Source organism: Desulfitobacterium sp. THU1, assembly GCF_038181555.1.
Classification (GTDB): domain Bacteria; phylum Bacillota; class Desulfitobacteriia; order Desulfitobacteriales; family Desulfitobacteriaceae; genus Desulfitobacterium.
On sequence record NZ_JBBWUA010000007.1, the window covers coordinates 91,972 to 109,188 of the forward strand.

The window sequence follows — 17,217 nt, forward strand, 5'->3', positions numbered from 1 at the left end:
AATAAGCCAAATTTCAGGAAATCCTCGAAGATTAGAGCCGCGGCTCTATTCTTTTTGCGTTGTCCGAAAGTATAACTACGTTGTATACTTTCCTCCTGCATAAGTGCAACTAGGCTGTTGTCTTCGCCTGAGGCTAAGAAGTGCAAAGACAGTGTCTTCGGACACTAGCCAAGTTTTCGATAACTTTTTATTCATTCTACTAGTCGAATGAATAAAATTATGGTAAGATTTTGGGGTAAATGGCGTGATTTAAGGAAGTGAAGGTCATGGGAAAGCTTTGGGTGCTACATGGCCCCAATATGAATTTGTTAGGCAGTCGAGAACCAGACAAGTATGGGACGCAAACATTAGAGGATATAAATCAGGACTTGATCCAGAGGGCGGAAACTGCCGGTATTCCGATTCAAGTAGCTCAAACCAACTTTGAAGGGGAAATCATCCAATGGATCCATAGCATGGGTCCTGAAGATTTCTTAATTATTAATCCTGGGGCATGGACACATTATAGCTACGCAATTCGCGATGCGATTGCTAGCGTTCAGGTACCTACGATCGAGGTTCACCTGTCAAATATTCATGCTCGTGAAGAGTTTCGGAAAACCTCTGTCATCGCTCCGGTCTGTCGAGGACAAATCTCGGGCCTGGGAGGAAAAAGCTACAGTTTAGCTATGCAATATGCGCTTGACCTCTTGACACAGCAGGCTTAGCTGGTTCATTATATAGGAGACTTGCTTGTTCACAAGCCAAGTCGAGTTATCCACTGCGTGGACATAGGAGACTTGCATACTTAATTCGTCAGAGTTTTTGTCTTATCCAAGTAAAATCCTATCAACCGGGACAAGCTAATAATAAATATAATTGATAAATTAGGGGGATATTTTATGATTTCATCCAATGAGTTCAAGACTGGCGTTACAATTGAAGTGGATAATGATGTGTATACAATTGTTGAATTCCAACATGTTAAGCCCGGAAAAGGCGCAGCTTTTGTAAGAACAAAGTTAAAGAATGTGAAGACGGGCGGAATCGTAGAGCGGAAGTTTAATGCGGGTGAAAAAGTGCCTAAGGCACATGTGGAGCGTCGGGAGATGCAATACTTGTATAAAGATGGCGACTTTTATGCGGTAATGGATAATGAAAGCTATGAGCAAACCTCCTTAACTGATGCTCAAATAGGTGACGGGGTAAAATACCTGAAAGAGAATATGAATCTGGGTGTGCTTTTCTTTAATGGTGCTGTCATCGGCGTTGATCTTCCTAATACGGTTGTGCTTGAAGTCGCTCATACGGAGCCCGGTGTTCGCGGCGATACGGCAACTGGCGGATCTAAGCCTGCTACATTAGAGACAGGTGCAGTGGTTCAAGTGCCTTTCTTTGTTAACGAAGGCGAAAAGCTGATTATCGATACTCGAACCGGTAACTATGTTCAAAGGGCATAAATAGTATTTAGAATCATAACTCCTCCTTTCGGGAAACCTTTTGTTAGAAAAGGTCTACCGGAGGAGGTTTTTTATTTTATGAAATTAAGTGTCATTCCCCTAGGGGGAACTGGTGAGATCGGTAAGAATCTCTTGGTTTTTGAGTATGGTGATTCCATAATCGTCATTGATGGTGGAGTTAAGTTCCCTGATGATGAGTTACTGGGCATTGACCTAGTGATACCGGATATTACCTATCTGGAAAAACGCAAGCATAAAATTCTTGGAATATTTATTACCCACGGACATGAAGATCATATTGGTGGACTGCCGTTTATCCTGCCCAAATTACAGGTTCCGGTCTATGGCACGAAGCTAACCCTAGGCTTGGTGAAGGCGAAGCTAAGAGAACGGGGAGGGTATCCCGAAGATAAATTTAGAGTCATCAATCCCGGTGAACCGATTAAAGCCGGCGACTTCGAAGTAGAGGCCTTTCGGGTCACTCATAGTATCCCGGATGCTGTGGGTTATGGTATATTGACTCCTATCGGCCGTGTCATTTATACGGGGGACTTTAAAGTGGACTACACCCCTATTGATGGTCAAGAAATGGATCTAGGGAAGCTATCTGCCTGGGGCCAAGAAGGTGTGCTAGCCTTGCTCTGTGATTCCACGAATGCTGAGCGCAGCGGCTCGACCCTTTCGGAGAAGGTCGTCGGAAAGACTCTCATGGACGCATTCTCCAGAGCAGAAGGGAAAATTATCATGGCTACCTTTGCTTCCAACGTTCACCGGATCCAGCAAGCCATTGAAGCCGCAGCCATTTTGAAACGAAAAATATGTGTGGTTGGTCGGAGCATGGAGGCGGTGGTAGCCACGGCGCGAGATTTAGGCTATCTGCATCTTCCTGATCCGGAAATATTGATTGATGCCAGCGATGTTAATGAGATTGCTCCTTCCCGTTTACTCATCTTAACCACAGGCAGTCAGGGTGAACCGCTAGCAGCACTGACGCGGATGGCCACTGGAAGTCATCGTCAGGTGAATGTTTCACAAGGAGATACTGTGGTGATTTCGGCAACACCTGTTCCGGGAAATGAAAAACTTATTGGCAGGACCATCAATCACCTTTTCCAAATTGGTGCGGATGTGATCACAAAGGATATGGGTTTGGTACATGTTTCAGGTCATGCCAACCAAGAGGAAATTAAACTAGTTATCCGCTTAACACGACCCAAATTCTTAATTCCTCATCACGGTGAAGTGCGTCATCAGGCGGCATTTCGTAAGATCGGCAATCTAATGGGCTATGATGACAAAAAGATTGCCTTGACTCAGATTGGATCTCGAGTATTGCTTGATAAAGGGACGATGGAGCTGGCAGATCGTGTCGAATCGGGAAGTGTTTTTGTGGATGGGCTGGGCATCGGCGATGTTGGGCAGATTGTCTTGAGAGATCGTCAACAGCTCTCTCAAGATGGGGTGGTTGTCGTGGTGGCAGCACTCAGCAAAGGATCGCCGACCACCTTGGTATCGGGGCCTGATATTATCTCTCGTGGCTTTACCTTTATGAAGGAAGCCGAAGAGTTAGTGGAGGGGGCGAAGAAAATTGTGGTAGCCAGTATTGAGACACAGATTGGCAGAGAGCGCTGGGAGTGGGGAGTGCTTCGAGGGGGTATCCATGAATCCCTTAGTCAATACCTCTGGGATAGAACCCGCAGGAGACCGATGATTTTGCCTGTTCTGCTTCAGTTTTAACATCTGCATACCAAAGAGATTGGATTGTCCTGAAAGGAGGTCATCTAATCTCTTTTTTATTGTCTAATTTTAGGCTGGTTAAGTTCTTTGAAAAACTTGGCTGCGCATGTCTAAAAACCTGCCTTCGGACATACCTTTTTACAAAGGGGGACAACACCGTGTCGCTGCATTATACTTTTCATCCCATCAACTCTAATCCAGAGCCAAAGCGCCAAGGGAAAGGGACTGTGAGTCAGACTCAGGATAACCTCAGCCACTGGCTTGGTGAAAAGCTGGCTAATATTCTGTTGCAGGTTCAAGGAATAACGTTCAAGGACATTGAAGAAATCCGGCTGCGCATAGATAGACCTTTTTTACTCCTGGGTAACCATAAAGAAGTTTTCATTGATGAACAGGGAAGCGCGGTTCCGCCGGAAAAGGGATATCGAATTCGGCGGGAAGATATTTTACAGGCCTTAGAGCGCATGACTCAAAGCTCTCTCTATGCTGCCGAAGAAGAGATGAAACAGGGATTTATTACCTTACCCGGAGGTCATCGAGTCGGAATCACAGGTGAGGCTATTCTAAAGCAAGGCCAAGTCCAAACCTTAAAGCATATTTCAGCCTTAAATATTCGAGTAGCTAAGGCCGTCGAAGGAAAGGCGGAACATATTCTACCGAAGCTTCTCAGTAGAGACGGATCACTGTACCATACCTTAATTCTTTCACCCCCAAGGGCAGGCAAAACCACCCTTCTCAGAGATCTAATCCGAAAGATTAGCGACGGTAGTCCCGCTCTCCATACTCGGGGACAGACGGTGGGAGTGGTGGATGAGCGAAGAGAGCTTGCTGGTATGTGGCAGGGTATTCCTGCTTATGATCTAGGCTATCGCACCGATATTCTCGATGGCTGCCCCAAACGCATGGGAATCAATATGCTGATTCGCTCGATGTCTCCCCAAGTGATTGCTGTCGATGAATTGGGACATCCGGAAGATGTGGAGGCGGTGCTGGACGCTTTGCGAACAGGTGTGAAAATTTTAAGTACCGCTCACGCTTCAAATTTAGAAGAAGCGTTAAGCCGTCCTACCTTAAGGGTCTTGTTTGAAGCAGGAGTCTTCGAGCGGGTCGTGGTCCTCAGTCGCCGCCATGGACCTGGAACGGTGGAAGAGGTTATCGTTTTACATCAAGAGCAGGAATGCCATCGGGGTAAAGTAAGGGAGGGATAATCTGTGATTTGGGCTGGAGCCTTCTTATTGATTATAGGCTGCGGATGTCTTGGACTCTACCGAGCTGCACGCATTCGCAAGCGACCGGCGGAGTTAAGGGAGTGTCTGACCGCCCTTGCCCTTCTCGATACTGAAATTTATTGGGGAAGTACGCCTTTGCCAGAGGCCTTTGCGATTTTAAGGGAACGAACGGATGGGGTATGGTCGGTTTTTTTTGCAGAACTCTCTGAGCGGCTGCAAAAGGGTGAGGGAGCCAACTCCGCATGGAATGCTACTATCGACCATCAGTTGCCTCACTTTTGCCTTAAGTTCGGAGATTGGCAGGTGATCAAAGATGTCGGCAAAGGTCTGGGACGATCGGATCGCCAAGAGCAGCATAAGCATATTGAGCTTGTGAAACAGCAGATTTCCTTAGTTAAGGAACAGGCAACCCAAAGCTCTGAGAAACAAGCCCACATGTGGTCCTATCTCGGATTCTTGGGTGGAATCGCTGGTGTTCTCTTCTTAATTTGAGCAGATGGAGTGGATAGTATGGATTTTTATATGGTCATGAAAATCGCGGGAATCGGGCTCCTCGTGGGAGTTCTTGTTATGGTCCTCGAGCAGGCCAATCGCAAAGACATCGCTCAACTCACAGTTTTGGCAGGGGTCGTTGTCGTCCTTTATATCGTTGTTCAGGCCGTGGCCGATCTGTTTAACCTTGTACGCAGTGTATTTCAGATCTATTAGGGAGGTCTGAATGTGGAAATATGGCAAATCGTAGGAATTGCTTTAGTAGCCGCCATTCTCGGGGTTGTACTCAAACAGGTGCGACGAGAAATTGCCCTCCAGCTATCCATATTAACTGGAGTCATCATCTTCACCCTGATCCTAGACAAAATAAAAATTATCATCGACTTGCTACAGAACTTGGCTGATCAGGCAAATATCAGCTCCTATTACTTAATAATTGTCCTGAAGATTGTCGGGGTCGCCTACCTAGCTGAATTCGGTGCCGATATTTGCCGGGATGCGGATGAAAAAGCTCTGGCGACAAAAATTGAGATCGCCGCTAAAGTGGGGGTTTTAGTTCTGGCCATTCCGATTATCGTAGCGATACTGGAGTCTATTATGCGACTCTTGCCGTGAGGTGAAAAAATGCAGCGAATTAAGCGAGTTTTATTTATCGTTCTTCTCTTTTTTTTAATCGGCAGTGGGACAACTTCTCTGAGAGTTGAGGCCGTAGGGCAAGATAGTCAAGATAGTATCGAGATTAACTCCATTCAGATCAATCCTATTGAAGTTAAGGTGAATGGGAACGGTGATCAGGAGGAAGCTGTCTCTCCACCAGACCTTACTCAACAAGTGGATTTGACCGAGATCCGAGGATTCTTAAACCAAATCGATCGGGATGTCCAACAGGCTATACCTAACTTTTCCTTATCAAAGATGTTTGATGATTTGCGTCAAGGAAAGATCAGTCTTAATCCTGTGGAGCTAGGTAAGTCCTTATTGACCTTGTTGGGAAAGGAAATCCTGGTGAGTGCCCCCCTCATTGCTAAGCTCCTGATCTTGGCCGTATTAACGGCAGTTCTCCAGCAGCTTCAATCCGCCTTCAACGGTGGAGTGGGGAAGATGGCGCAAGCCCTTGCCTTTTTGATGCTTATGGGAATAGCCCTTGCTACCTTCCAGATGGCCATGGACGTAGCGTACACGGCCATCCAATCGATGACGGGATTCATGCAGACCCTTCTACCGGTGATGATGACCATGTTGGCGGCCATGGGTAACCTGACGACAGCGGCCTTGTTTAAACCGATAGTTTTGGGGAGCCTAGCCTTCCTAGCAACCTTAATTAAAACAGTAGCGCTACCCCTCTTCTTTTTGGCAGCGGTTCTCAAGCTCTTTAATCATATTTCCAGCGAATTCAAACTCAGCAAGCTAGCGGGGTTGCTAGAGTTCACCGGTAAATTGAGTTTGGGATTGATCTTAACTGTTTTCATTGGCGTGATGACAGTTCAAGGGGTTACCGGTGGGGTTGCTGACGGAGTCGTCCTACGCACGGCTAAGTATTCGGCAGATTTGATTCCTGTCGTTGGTAAATTCTTTAAAGACGCTGTGGAATTAGTGGTCACCTCTGGGCTCTTGCTTAAGAATGCTCTAGGAATCGTAGGTATTATCGCTCTTGCCTTAATCTGCTTGGGCCCTGTGGTTAAATTGGTGGCGATGATTCTTGTGTTCAAAATATCGTCTGCCCTCATTGAGCCCCTTGGACAGACGGAATTAGCGGATACCCTCCAAGAAATGTCGAAGAGCCTAATTTTCATCTTCGCTTCCGTAGCGTCAGTAGCAATCATGTTCTTTATGGCCATAGTTGTGGTGGTTGGCTCCGGCAATCTAACCGTCATGCTTCGCTAAGGAGGTGAAGTTATTGGAGAGTATACAAACTGTGGTACGTAACTTAGCAATTATTCTGCTTTTGGCGAGCTTTTTGGAGATGCTACTTCCTTCTAAATCCATGAAAGGCTTCGTCAAACTAGTGATGGGCTTGTTTGTCATATCCGCTATCCTAACTCCGCTTACCTCGCTTATGGGGATGACAATGGAAACAGGAATTCCTGCCTGGACGGAGAACGCCGCCCAAGAATTGCCAGTCCTCGCCTCAGGTGAAGATGGTGAAGTGATTGGAACCAATGCGGTACAAGAACAGTATAAAACCATCATTGTCAATCAAATTAAAGCTTTAGCAGTGGGGATGGAGGAAATAAAGAGCATTCAGGTCAACGTAGAATTAGCGTCCGGGACAGGGGGGCTGACTGACATACCCCGAATTGAGCAGATTTTTATTCATATTTACCGTGAGGAGCAGGGGGTTCGTCCCATTGAAGAAGTTGTTATAGAAATGAATGAATCAAAGAGTGATCGGGAGCCGATGCTCTCAGATGCAGCACAGGAGTATCGAGCTAAAGTAGCTACTTTTATGCAGATTCCTGTTGAACAAGTTCACATCACAGAGGAATAGATTTTTCCAAACTCTAGGTTATACAAAGGAGGAATATTGTATGGATCTTTTTAAAGATATCCAACCTAAAATCTTGATACCGGCCGTAATCGTGGTGCTTGCAGTATTCATGATCTTTTACGCGAAGAGTGGCAGTAACCCGGTACAGCCTATGAACCAGGTCGTAGAGACCGATACTCCGGAAGTCACACGAATTACGACTTTGGAAAAAGAAATGGAGAAAAAGCTAGTGCAAAATCTTCAGCAGATGACAGGCGTAGGAAGTGTTCAGGTTTCTGTGACCCTAGCCTCTAGTCTACGGTCAGATTATGCCACCAATGGCAGTGTCACCAAGAAGACCACGAAAGAGTCAGATAAAAATGGCGGTACGAGAGAATCCACGGAGGTCATTGAAAATAATCAACTGGTTATGCCCAATGGAGCTGCTCAACCGGTTATTGTTATGGAGGAACGACCTAATGTAGCCGGTGTTCTAATTATTGCCCAAGGAGCTAGCGACCCTAAAATACGCGAAAATATTCATAACGCAGTTCGAACCTTATTAGATATTCCTTCAGACAAAATCAATGTCCAGCCGATGGGAGGGGTATAAATGAGAATCGTCACCCTCAAACGTTGGGGCAATTTTACAAAAAGACAAAAGGTGGGATTGATGGGTGGGGTTCTCTTAGCTTGTCTGGTCATAGGGACACTCTGGGGTGTAACGCGAGGTAATGAGCCTTCTAGCCTCCCCAGTCAAGAAAGTTTGCCTGTCAATGCACACCCTGAAGCGCAGGTTATTGATTTTTCAACAGAGAAGCTTAAGGTGTTGCCTCAAGGGGAAGATTATTTTGTTAATTACCGGCTTCAGCGGGAAGCCTCTCGCCAAGAAGCTAAGGATATGTTAGCCCCACTCCTCAATTCCAACGTCGAGAAGACAAAAGCAGAAACCCAAGAAAAATGGTTGCAGCTCACGCACAAAATTGAAAAGGAAGAGCAGATTGAAAATCTCCTCAAAATAACTGGAATCCAGGATGCAGTTGCTGATTTAGGGAATAATGAAGTTGCAGTCATCGTTTTTGCTCCCCAGCTAAATTCTGAAGAAATCAAATTAATCCAAGATGTGGTTTTGAGGGTAACCGATATGCCTAGGGAATACATCCGAATTTCTTATCGTTATTAATCCAGTTAATTCTTCTCTGCATGATTATTCTTCGCAAGAAAACTCAGGCTCCTCTCGATATTCATATCTTTTCTAATAAAAAATACAGTATTCTTTTCTGTGATATTGTATACTTCACGTTGTTTCATTGAAAAAGAAGTACCAGTTTCATATAATAAAACATAATCTGGAAAAGATAATGTATTTAGAGAATAGAGAGGGGTTATGTTGGATGAAACCGGTCAGAATTACAGATACGACACTGCGCGATGCGCATCAAAGCCTTTGGGCAACCCGGATGAAAACAGAAGACCTAGTCCCTATTCTTGCTGAATTGGATCAGGTGGGATATCACTCCCTCGAGGTGTGGGGAGGGGCGACTTTCGATGTATGCCTGCGTTTTCTTGGGGAAGACCCTTGGGAGAGGTTACGCACGATCAAAAAGCATGTAAAAAACACCCCTCTGCAAATGTTGCTTAGAGGGCAATCGTTAGTCGGTTATCAACATTATCCGGATGATGTGGTTCGTGAATTCGTTCAACTCAGTGTCAAGAATGGAATCGATATCATTCGGATTTTCGATGCGCTCAATGATGTGCGCAATATGATTGTCCCCATGGAAGCCGCTAAAAAAGCCGGGGCCCATGTTCAAGCTTCTGTGGTGTATACAATCAGTCCTGTGCATACCCTAGAGCATTATTTAGAGACGGCTAAGGCTCTTGTGGACTTGGGAGCGGATTCTATTTGCATCAAAGATATGGCTGGACTACTCACTCCTATACGAGCTTATAAATTAGTGAGTCTAATCAAGAAAGAGTTGGGGGTTATGGTCCAACTCCATACCCATTATATTGGCGGAATGGGAACCATTGCCTATGTTAAGGCGGCCGAAGCAGGTGTCGATGTTATCGATACAGCCAGTGTTCCCTTAGCTTTCGGGGCCAGTCAACCCCCAGTGGAGCTTGTCGTCCGAGCTTTGCAGGAATTTGAATTTGCACCACAATTGGATATCCCACAGCTGTTTAGGATTGCCAATTATTTTGAGGATTTGCGCAAGAGCCGTGGCTTTGAACGGGGAATCACCCGCATCTCGGATATGCGCGTATTTGAGCACCAGGTACCAGGAGGAATGATTTCTAATCTTGTCTCACAATTAGAAGAACAAAAAGCTCTCAATCGTATTAATGAAGTGCTTGACGAGATACCTCAAGTTAGGGCAGAATTGGGTTATCCACCTTTGGTAACACCAACCAGCCAAATTGTTGGGACTCAGGCTGTTTTAAATGTGTTAAGCGGGACAAGATATAAACTAATACCTGCAGAGGTTAAGGCTTATGTTGGCGGGCTCTATGGAAAACCTCCCGCTCCGATAGATCCTGATATTCAACAATTGATTATCGGTGATGGTGAAGTTATCACAGTCCGACCTGCAGATAAATTAGCACCAGGTCTTGAAAAAGCAGAGCAGGAATGCAAGAATTTTGCCCGTTCTCGAGAAGATGTCCTGAGCTATGCCTTGTTTCCGCAGGTGGCAAAAAAGTTCTTTGTAGAAAGAGAGAAAGGAATAACGGCTTCTGATAAGAATCCGGTCATCCTTGCTCCGAAGGAGGATTCCAAATTGGATTTAAAAGAAATAAAAGAGCTTATAAAGCTCATTGGGGACACCGATATTACTGAGCTGAACCTAGAAAGCGAAGGAGTTAAGGTTTCTATTAAAAAGGGAAATGCTCCACTGCCAGTAGGTGCTCTTCCGGTCATGGCTTCTGTTGCGGAAGTGAATGCTCAACCTGCGCCAGCTTTGGTTAGCGCTACAGCAGGAAAAGCCTCTCAAGGGGCTCAGGAGGCAGTTGTTGCTTCTGCGAAAAATGTTCAATATATCAAGTCGCCCATGGTCGGCACCTTCTATCGTTCACCGTCGCCTGATGCCTCGGTCTTTGTCGAGTTAGGGCAGATCGTTAAGGCAGAAGATACTGTTTGTATTATTGAAGCCATGAAGCTAATGAATGAGATCGAGGCAGAAATCAGCGGTAAAATAGTCGAAATTCTTGTAGATAATGGTCAACCTGTAGAATTTGGGCAGCCACTGTTTGCCGTTGAAGCATGAGGAGATAAGCATGTTTAAGAAAATATTAATTGCGAATCGGGGAGAAATTGCCTTGCGGATCATCCGCGCTTGCCGTGAGATGGACATTGAGACCGTGGCAGTTTTTTCAGAAGCGGATCGCGATGCTATGCATGTCCGTGAAGCGGACCAAGCCATATGTATCGGTCCCCATCCTTCAGCGAAAAGTTATTTAAATATCCCGAATATTATCAGCGCGGCCGAACTCACCGGTGTGGATGCCATTCATCCCGGTTATGGTTTCTTATCCGAGAATGCTCGTTTTGCGGAAATCTGCGAGTCCTGTGGTATAACCTTCATTGGACCATCTCCTAAGGCTATTGAGACCATGGGGGATAAAGCGACAGCCAGAAAGACCATGATTGAAGCAGGAGTACCTGTGGTTCCCGGCTCCAAAGATGTCATCACCGATGTGGAATCTGCCTCCACGATCGCCAAGGAGATTGGTTATCCGGTCATGATCAAAGCCTCGGCGGGAGGCGGGGGCAAGGGTATGCGTATTGCTCAGAATGCTAAGGAGCTAGGCAAGTCTATTCAAGCTGCTCAAAATGAAGCTCATGCCGCCTTTGGTAATTCAGAAATCTATCTGGAAAAATATGTGGAGGAGCCTCGACATATAGAATTTCAAATCCTTGCCGACAAACACGGCCATGTCATCCATCTTGGGGAAAGGGATTGCTCCCTACAAAGACGAAATCAAAAACTGCTGGAAGAGGCACCCTCCAGTGCCCTAACTCCCGAGCTACGGCAAGCCATGGGGGATGCAGCAATTAAAGCTGCTAAGGCGGCTAATTATTCAAGCGCTGGAACCATCGAATTCCTTTTAGATAAACATGGAGATTACTATTTCATTGAAATGAATACGCGAATTCAGGTAGAGCATCCCGTTACAGAATTGGTGACAGGAATCGATCTACTGAAGGCTCAGATTCGTGTCGCGGCTGGAGAGCCCTTAGGTATTCAGCAGGAGGATGTCCAAATCCGCGGCTGGGCTATGGAATGTCGGATCAATGCCGAAAACCCGGATAAGAACTTTATGCCCTCCCCAGGAACCATCGAGTTTTATCATCCACCGGGTGGGCCAGGAGTTCGGGTGGACAGTGCAGTATACCAAGGATATACCATCCCGCCCTACTATGACTCCATGGTGGGAAAGCTCATCGTTTGGGGAGCGGACCGCGAAGAGGCTATCCAACGCATGAAGCGGTCTCTAGAAGAATTTTATATTGAAGGAATCCACACCACTATCCCTTTCCACCTCCGAGTGCTGGATAATGCCTTCTTCCGTAGGGGAGAAGTCTATACCAACTTTATTCAACGGCGGATTTTAGGGGAATAGCGGATACATTCACCTTTGCCAGTAGGGTATTCTTTTGTTATACTATTAGAAAGTATAACGTATGGCAAAAGATACATATGATTTTAATATGTGGATATGAGGTGAAACTATGGAAAAGTCAGATATAGAGAATACACTGGGGACAATCAAGATCGCCGATGAAGTCGTGGAGATTATCGCAGGCTTAGCAGCATCCCAGGTGGAAGGTGTAGCTGGTATGAGCGGAGGCTTAGTTGGAGATATCGCTCAGATGCTCGTTCGCGGCAAGAACCTCTCGAAGGGGGTTAAGGTTGAAGTCGGTGAGCAAGAAGCGGCAGTGAATCTTTACCTCGTTGTGGAATATGGCGTATCAATACCTGAGGTGTCTTCGAAGGTTCAAGAAGCTGTCAAAGAGGCTATTGAAAGCATGACCGGGCTTAAGGTTATGGAAACTAATGTTCATATTCAAGGAGTTAACTTTCGTCCAGCTCCTGAAATTAAAGATGAAGAACTTCCGCGTTTAAAATAAGCTTTTGGTTACCCCCCCTGGACGACTAGGGGGGGTAACTAAATGTAAGGAGGTGGACAGGTTGTTAGGGTATAGTGTTGGCGCTCTTTTGGTGGTCATCGGCGTCTATATTCTTGCTCTTAGTACCGGGTGGAGTCTTCCTTATGATATTTTTATGGATGGGATGATATGGTTGAGGTCCAATACTTGGGAAGGTTTGATTGTTGCTACCTTCATTATCATTTTGGGAATACTACCTTTCCTAAGGCCGCGGAGGAAGATGCCGGATCATACTTTCCGGACCGTATCACAACTGGGTGAAGTCCGTATAACAGTGGATGCTCTCGGAGATATTATCGTGCGCAGCGCCCTAAACAAGAATGGGGTCCGTTTAGTCAAGCCCTTAATCAAACAGAGAGAAGATGGCTTAGAAATTTTCTTGGACTGTCAGTTTAGTCCCGAAGCAGCTATTCCAGAAGTTTCAGAGCAATTGCAAGCGCAAGTGAAAGAGGATATTGAGCGCTATACAGGGATTAAAGTTGCCGAGGTGAAAGTGCTGGTGCGTCGCATGGATGCTGATCCGTCCAATCGCCCAGCGCGAGTCCGATGAAGAGTTTCTGGACAGAGTTGGGAAACAAGATATCAAGTTTTTTTCTTTGGGCACTAGAAGAGCATCCTGGGAAGCTTTTGGGAACCCTCGCCGGCTTTGGACTAGGACTGCTAGTAGTTGTTTTAGGTTTTTGGAAAGCATTGGCATTGTCTTTATTTGTTTTCGTGGGCCTCACCTTAGGGAAGCGTCATGATGATCATAAAGGTCTATTTGACTGGATGAATCGGTTTTTCGGAAATTAAAGCCGGATGCTAAGGATGAATAAATTGACTTGAAGTATGGATTAGAAAGTAGCTAGGAGGAACCTATGAGCCGTAGATTAGCACGGGAAACCGCGCTGCAAGTCTTGTTTCAGCTTGATATGACAAAAGAGACCTTGGAGCTGAAACCTGTGGTTTGCAAATGGGCAGAAGAATTTGCTGTTCCGGAAGGAAGCATTCCTTTTGCGCAAGAGCTGGTAGAAGGAACACTTACCCACCAGAAAGCGATAGACGAATTACTGGATAAATTCTCCGAAGGTTGGCCCGTATCTCGAATGGCCAATGTGGATCGCAACCTTTTGCGTCTCGCTTGTTATGAAATTCTCCATCGGGAGGATATTCCTGGACGGGTGACACTTAATGAAGCGATTGAAATCGCCAAACGCTATGGCAGTGATGAATCGGGGAAGTTTATCAATGGCATTTTAGACAAGGTTGTCGAAAGCGTCAATAAAAGGGATGAAAAAGAGAATGGCACTCTACCTGGGAATTGACACAAGTGCATATACCACTTCCTTGGCGATTGTGGATGATCAGGCTGCACTAGTATATGAGAATAGGAAAGTCTTGGCTGTACCACAAGGTGAAAGAGGGCTCGCTCAGTCAGCAGCCCTTTTTCAGCATGTTCAGAACCTCCCTCAACTGGCGACTGCTGTACCTCAAGAATATTGGGGAGAAATCGCAGCAATTGGGGTAAGCACGGCACCGCGCCCTCTCAAGGAATCCTATATGCCGGTCTTTACCCCAGGGTTTGGAGTAGCCTCAGCCATGGCTGCGGCTCGCTGTATTCCTTTGGTGCTTACGAGCCATCAAGAGGGACATTTGGCTGCTGGTCTGATTTCTAGTAAGTTGAGCGGAACTCGCTTTTTGGCGGTGCACATATCTGGAGGAACTACAGAGCTTTTAGAGGTCCAACGCCAGTTGCCGGGCCAAATGGATATTCGAATTTTAGGAGGGACAACGGACTTGCATGCCGGTCAATTCATTGACCGAGTAGGAGTGCGTTTGGGATTGCCTTTTCCGGCGGGTAGTAGCCTAGAGGCGCTGGCTTCCCAAGCTAATCCTGAAGCTGCAACCTGGCTCCCTTCAGCTGTCAAAGGGTTTGAAGTAAGCTTCTCAGGCGTGGAGTCTGCAGCCCAACGTTTAATTGATCAGGGAAAGGAACCGGCAGACGTGGCCCGAGCAGTTGAAGGGTGTATTGTCAGAACCTTAACCAAATTGTTAAAGGCGGGAACGGAGAAAACCGGCATAAAGGAAATCCTCATTGTCGGTGGTGTCGCTTCCAACCGTTATATCCGTCAGGAATTGGAAAGAAGACTAGCTAAGGTCGGCAATTTTCACTGGGCATTACCGAATTGGAGCCGGGATAATGCCATCGGCGTTGCTGTGCTCACTTTAGAAAAAACAAAAGGAAATTTCATAAAGGCAGGAAATCTTACGAATCATATCGAATAATTAGAAAGTTATGTACTTTTTTAAAAAAGAAATCATGGGATAAGATTTAGGAGGTATGCACGTGTATCGGGTAGTAAAAAAGAAGCAGCTTGTTTCGGCACCCTGCATCGTCTTGTTGGAGGTCGAAGCTCCTGCAGTCGCGGCAAAGGTCGAACCAGGACAATTTGTAATGGTACGCATGGATGAACAATCCGAACGGATTCCGCTTACAGTAGCGGATTTTGATCGGGAAAAAGGTACAATTACTATCGTCATTCAAGATGTGGGGTATTCTTCAGCAATGATTAACTCCATGGAAGAAGGAAGCTTTTTCCTTGATTTTGTTGGTCCATTGGGAGTTCCTACGGAGATCGAGAATTATGGTACCGTAGTGTGTATCGGTGGCGGACTAGGCGTTGCCCCGGTTTATCCTATCGCTCGCGCCTTAAAGGAAGCTGGCAACACACTTATTTCGGTGATTGGCGCTAGAAGTGAGGATATTCTTATCCTTGAGGATGAGATGAGAGCTATTAGTGATGAACTGGTGATAGCAACAGATGATGGCACCAAAGGAGTTAAAGGCTTTGTAACCAATGGCTTGGAGCAAATCCTTGCCCAAGGAACAAAAATTGACGCTATCTGGGCGATTGGACCAGTCGTTATGATGCGCTCGGTTGCGAACTTTACTCGTCCTTTGGGCATCAAAACCATCGTAAGCATGAACCCGATCATGGTCGATGGCACAGGAATGTGCGGAGCATGCCGTTTAAGTGTGGGCAATGAGACCAAGTTTGCTTGCGTTGATGGTCCTGAGTTTGATGGTCATTTAGTGGATTTTGATTTGGCCATGAAACGTCTGAGTTTCTATAAAGATGAAGAAGAGCGTGCTAAAATTTCCAAAGACTGTGATTGCGGAAAGGGGGGGCAACACTAATGGCTTTAAAAGTACCCCGCCATGAAATGCCTTGTCAAGATCCACATGAGCGTGCACATAATTTTAATGAAGTTGCTTTAGGATATGCCTCAGAAACCGCAATTGAAGAGGCGCAACGCTGTTTACAATGTAAAAACCCCAAGTGTGTCCAGGGTTGCCCTGTTAACATTTCCATACCCGAATTTATCCAAAAAATCACTGAAGAAGATTACATGGCAGCTGCTGAAATCATCAAGAAGAGCAGCAGTTTACCCGCAGTATGCGGACGGGTCTGCCCCCAAGAGTCTCAATGTGAAGCGAAATGTATCTTAGGAATCAAAGGTGAACCAGTTGCCATTGGTCGTTTAGAGCGTTTTGTCGCTGACTATGAAATCAGCCAAGGCTGTAAGGTTCCTGAGATTCCGGCTCCCACGGGTAAGAAAGTTGCGGTAATCGGTGCTGGTCCTGCAGGACTGGCTTGTGCAGGAGATTTAGCGAAGGCCGGCCATAAAGTAACCGTTTTTGAGGCGCTTCATGTTGCTGGCGGGGTGCTTATGTACGGTATCCCTGAGTTCCGTCTTCCTAAAGATGTTGTGCAAATGGAGATTTGTAATTTAGAACCTCTGGGCGTAGAGATTCTCGTGAACCAAGTTGTTGGCAAAGTAACCTCTGTTCATGAGCTTCTAAGTCAGGGTTATGACGCAGTATTTATCGGGACGGGTGCAGGGCTTCCTAACTTCTTAGGCATCCCCGGCGAGAATTTAAATGGCGTATACTCAGCGAATGAATTCTTAACACGTACCAACCTTATGAAGGGCTACCGTTTCCCCGAATACAAGACCCCAGTTAAGATTGGCAAGAAAGTCGCCGTATTTGGCGCCGGTAACGTAGCTATGGATGCTGCACGTACTGCCCTTCGCTTAGGGGCAGAGGAAGTCAGCATTGTCTACCGTCGTTCACGGGCGGAAATGCCTGCTCGACATGAAGAGCTGGAGCATGCTGAAGAAGAAGGCGTCAAGTTCCAACTTTTGACTAACCCCGTATCGATCCAAGGAGATGAAAAGGGCGCTGTCAAATCCCTTACTTGTCTCCGTTATGAGTTAGGTGAACCAGATGCATCCGGTCGTCGCTCACCGGTCGCTATTCCTGGTTCTGAATTCGAAATCCCCGTAGATACCGTCGTTGTAGCGATTGGTCAGGGGTCGAATCCATTGGTAACAAAATCCACTGAAGGGTTAGACCTCAATAAGTGGGGCAATATTGTGGTTAACGAAGAGACCTTGGAAACTTCTATCCCAGGCGTATTCGCCGGTGGAGATATTGTTACCGGTGCCGCTACCGTTATCCTGGCGATGGGAGCCGGTAAGAAAGCAGCTGCTGGAATCAACGAGTATCTTAAAAAGAAGAACTAACTAAATCTAGGATTTCCTATGTTTATAGCAAGCCTTGTGAGTCAACACTCCTTGGCTTGTTTTCTTGTAGTATAGATTTTTGTGAAGCTGAATCTGCACCACTATTTTAGGAGG

At 46.1% G+C, this 17,217-nt stretch carries 20 protein-coding genes; all 20 read left to right on the top strand.

The window, feature by feature from the left end:
• Window positions 1-266: 266 nt before the first annotated feature.
• The 20 genes from aroQ to gltA all read left to right on the top strand — a co-directional run bounded on the left by aroQ (window position 267) and on the right by gltA (window position 17,103).
• Window positions 267-707, top strand: coding sequence for a type II 3-dehydroquinate dehydratase (gene aroQ, locus AAC978_RS08265; protein WP_341547572.1), 441 nt, complete (start codon window positions 267-269; stop codon window positions 705-707).
• 174 nt (window positions 708-881) lie between these two features.
• On the top strand, window positions 882-1,439 hold the full coding sequence (efp, locus tag AAC978_RS08270; protein WP_015262838.1) for an elongation factor P: 558 nt from the start codon (window positions 882-884) through the stop codon (window positions 1,437-1,439).
• 78 nt (window positions 1,440-1,517) lie between these two features.
• On the top strand, window positions 1,518-3,176 hold the full coding sequence (locus tag AAC978_RS08275) for a ribonuclease J (RefSeq protein WP_341547573.1): 1,659 nt from the start codon (window positions 1,518-1,520) through the stop codon (window positions 3,174-3,176).
• 158 nt (window positions 3,177-3,334) lie between these two features.
• A complete protein-coding gene (spoIIIAA, locus tag AAC978_RS08280; RefSeq protein WP_341547574.1) occupies window positions 3,335-4,384 on the top strand; it encodes a stage III sporulation protein AA in 1,050 nt (349 codons plus the stop codon).
• Window positions 4,385-4,387: 3 nt separating this feature from the next.
• The gene (locus AAC978_RS08285) at window positions 4,388-4,897 is read left to right on the top strand and encodes a stage III sporulation protein AB (RefSeq protein ID WP_341547575.1); all 510 of its coding nucleotides are present in this window, start codon (window positions 4,388-4,390) and stop codon (window positions 4,895-4,897) included.
• An 18-nt stretch (window positions 4,898-4,915) separates the two neighbouring features.
• Window positions 4,916-5,113 carry a stage III sporulation protein AC gene (gene spoIIIAC / locus AAC978_RS08290; RefSeq protein ID WP_014794732.1) on the top strand — a complete coding sequence of 66 codons (198 nt, stop codon included), beginning with the start codon at window positions 4,916-4,918 and terminating at the stop codon, window positions 5,111-5,113.
• A 12-nt stretch (window positions 5,114-5,125) separates the two neighbouring features.
• Window positions 5,126-5,512: a stage III sporulation protein AD gene (gene spoIIIAD / locus AAC978_RS08295; RefSeq protein WP_341547576.1), complete on the top strand. Its 387-nt coding sequence runs from the start codon at window positions 5,126-5,128 to the stop codon at window positions 5,510-5,512.
• 18 nt (window positions 5,513-5,530) lie between these two features.
• The gene (gene spoIIIAE, locus AAC978_RS08300; RefSeq protein ID WP_445900293.1) at window positions 5,531-6,781 is read left to right on the top strand and encodes a stage III sporulation protein AE; all 1,251 of its coding nucleotides are present in this window, start codon (window positions 5,531-5,533) and stop codon (window positions 6,779-6,781) included.
• 4 nt (window positions 6,782-6,785) lie between these two features.
• Window positions 6,786-7,385, top strand: a complete 600-nt coding sequence (locus AAC978_RS08305; RefSeq protein WP_341547578.1) for a stage III sporulation protein AF — start codon at window positions 6,786-6,788, stop codon at window positions 7,383-7,385.
• A 40-nt stretch (window positions 7,386-7,425) separates the two neighbouring features.
• Window positions 7,426-7,977 (top strand): stage III sporulation protein AH, encoded by a 552-nt coding sequence (locus AAC978_RS08310; RefSeq protein WP_341547579.1) that lies wholly within the window; start codon window positions 7,426-7,428, stop codon window positions 7,975-7,977.
• Window positions 7,978-8,547, top strand: coding sequence for a SpoIIIAH-like family protein (locus tag AAC978_RS08315; RefSeq protein WP_341547580.1), 570 nt, complete (start codon window positions 7,978-7,980; stop codon window positions 8,545-8,547).
• A gap of 211 nt (window positions 8,548-8,758) precedes the next feature.
• Window positions 8,759-10,630: an acetyl-CoA carboxylase biotin carboxyl carrier protein gene (gene accB, locus AAC978_RS08320; RefSeq protein ID WP_341547581.1), complete on the top strand. Its 1,872-nt coding sequence runs from the start codon at window positions 8,759-8,761 to the stop codon at window positions 10,628-10,630.
• Window positions 10,631-10,640: 10 nt separating this feature from the next.
• Window positions 10,641-11,987, top strand: a complete 1,347-nt coding sequence (gene accC / locus AAC978_RS08325) for an acetyl-CoA carboxylase biotin carboxylase subunit (protein ID WP_341547582.1) — start codon at window positions 10,641-10,643, stop codon at window positions 11,985-11,987.
• A gap of 109 nt (window positions 11,988-12,096) precedes the next feature.
• On the top strand, window positions 12,097-12,495 hold the full coding sequence (locus AAC978_RS08330; RefSeq protein ID WP_341547583.1) for an Asp23/Gls24 family envelope stress response protein: 399 nt from the start codon (window positions 12,097-12,099) through the stop codon (window positions 12,493-12,495).
• A 61-nt stretch (window positions 12,496-12,556) separates the two neighbouring features.
• Entirely contained in the window at window positions 12,557-13,084 is a 528-nt protein-coding gene (gene amaP, locus AAC978_RS08335) for an alkaline shock response membrane anchor protein AmaP (protein WP_341547584.1), read from the top strand.
• Window positions 13,081-13,326 carry a DUF2273 domain-containing protein gene (locus AAC978_RS08340; RefSeq protein WP_341547585.1) on the top strand — a complete coding sequence of 82 codons (246 nt, stop codon included), beginning with the start codon at window positions 13,081-13,083 and terminating at the stop codon, window positions 13,324-13,326. Before amaP ends, AAC978_RS08340 begins: the two co-directional genes overlap by 4 nt.
• Window positions 13,327-13,391: 65 nt before the next feature.
• Window positions 13,392-13,838 carry a transcription antitermination factor NusB gene (gene nusB / locus AAC978_RS08345; RefSeq protein ID WP_341547586.1) on the top strand — a complete coding sequence of 149 codons (447 nt, stop codon included), beginning with the start codon at window positions 13,392-13,394 and terminating at the stop codon, window positions 13,836-13,838.
• Window positions 13,804-14,799: a Kae1-like domain-containing protein gene (locus AAC978_RS08350; protein WP_341547587.1), complete on the top strand. Its 996-nt coding sequence runs from the start codon at window positions 13,804-13,806 to the stop codon at window positions 14,797-14,799. Before nusB ends, AAC978_RS08350 begins: the two co-directional genes overlap by 35 nt.
• A gap of 61 nt (window positions 14,800-14,860) precedes the next feature.
• A complete protein-coding gene (locus tag AAC978_RS08355) occupies window positions 14,861-15,712 on the top strand; it encodes a sulfide/dihydroorotate dehydrogenase-like FAD/NAD-binding protein (RefSeq protein ID WP_341547588.1) in 852 nt (283 codons plus the stop codon).
• Window positions 15,712-17,103, top strand: a complete 1,392-nt coding sequence (gene gltA / locus AAC978_RS08360; protein WP_341547589.1) for an NADPH-dependent glutamate synthase — start codon at window positions 15,712-15,714, stop codon at window positions 17,101-17,103. Before AAC978_RS08355 ends, gltA begins: the two co-directional genes overlap by 1 nt.
• Window positions 17,104-17,217: the final 114 nt, after the last annotated feature.

What these genes read in the sequence shown, in the direction of transcription:
- aroQ (WP_341547572.1), top strand. Translation starts at nt 267, where the DNA reads ATGGGAAAGCTTTGGGTGCTACATGGCCCCAATATGAATTTGTTAGGC.
- efp (WP_015262838.1), top strand. Translation starts at nt 882, where the DNA reads ATGATTTCATCCAATGAGTTCAAGACTGGCGTTACAATTGAAGTGGAT.
- AAC978_RS08275 (WP_341547573.1), top strand. Translation starts at nt 1,518, where the DNA reads ATGAAATTAAGTGTCATTCCCCTAGGGGGAACTGGTGAGATCGGTAAG.
- spoIIIAC (WP_014794732.1), top strand. Translation starts at nt 4,916, where the DNA reads ATGGATTTTTATATGGTCATGAAAATCGCGGGAATCGGGCTCCTCGTG.
- AAC978_RS08310 (WP_341547579.1), top strand. Translation starts at nt 7,426, where the DNA reads ATGGATCTTTTTAAAGATATCCAACCTAAAATCTTGATACCGGCCGTA.
- AAC978_RS08315 (WP_341547580.1), top strand. Translation starts at nt 7,978, where the DNA reads ATGAGAATCGTCACCCTCAAACGTTGGGGCAATTTTACAAAAAGACAA.
- accB (WP_341547581.1), top strand. Translation starts at nt 8,759, where the DNA reads ATGAAACCGGTCAGAATTACAGATACGACACTGCGCGATGCGCATCAA.
- accC (WP_341547582.1), top strand. Translation starts at nt 10,641, where the DNA reads ATGTTTAAGAAAATATTAATTGCGAATCGGGGAGAAATTGCCTTGCGG.
- AAC978_RS08330 (WP_341547583.1), top strand. Translation starts at nt 12,097, where the DNA reads ATGGAAAAGTCAGATATAGAGAATACACTGGGGACAATCAAGATCGCC.
- AAC978_RS08340 (WP_341547585.1), top strand. Translation starts at nt 13,081, where the DNA reads ATGAAGAGTTTCTGGACAGAGTTGGGAAACAAGATATCAAGTTTTTTT.
- nusB (WP_341547586.1), top strand. Translation starts at nt 13,392, where the DNA reads ATGAGCCGTAGATTAGCACGGGAAACCGCGCTGCAAGTCTTGTTTCAG.
- AAC978_RS08350 (WP_341547587.1), top strand. Translation starts at nt 13,804, where the DNA reads ATGAAAAAGAGAATGGCACTCTACCTGGGAATTGACACAAGTGCATAT.
- gltA (WP_341547589.1), top strand. Translation starts at nt 15,712, where the DNA reads ATGGCTTTAAAAGTACCCCGCCATGAAATGCCTTGTCAAGATCCACAT.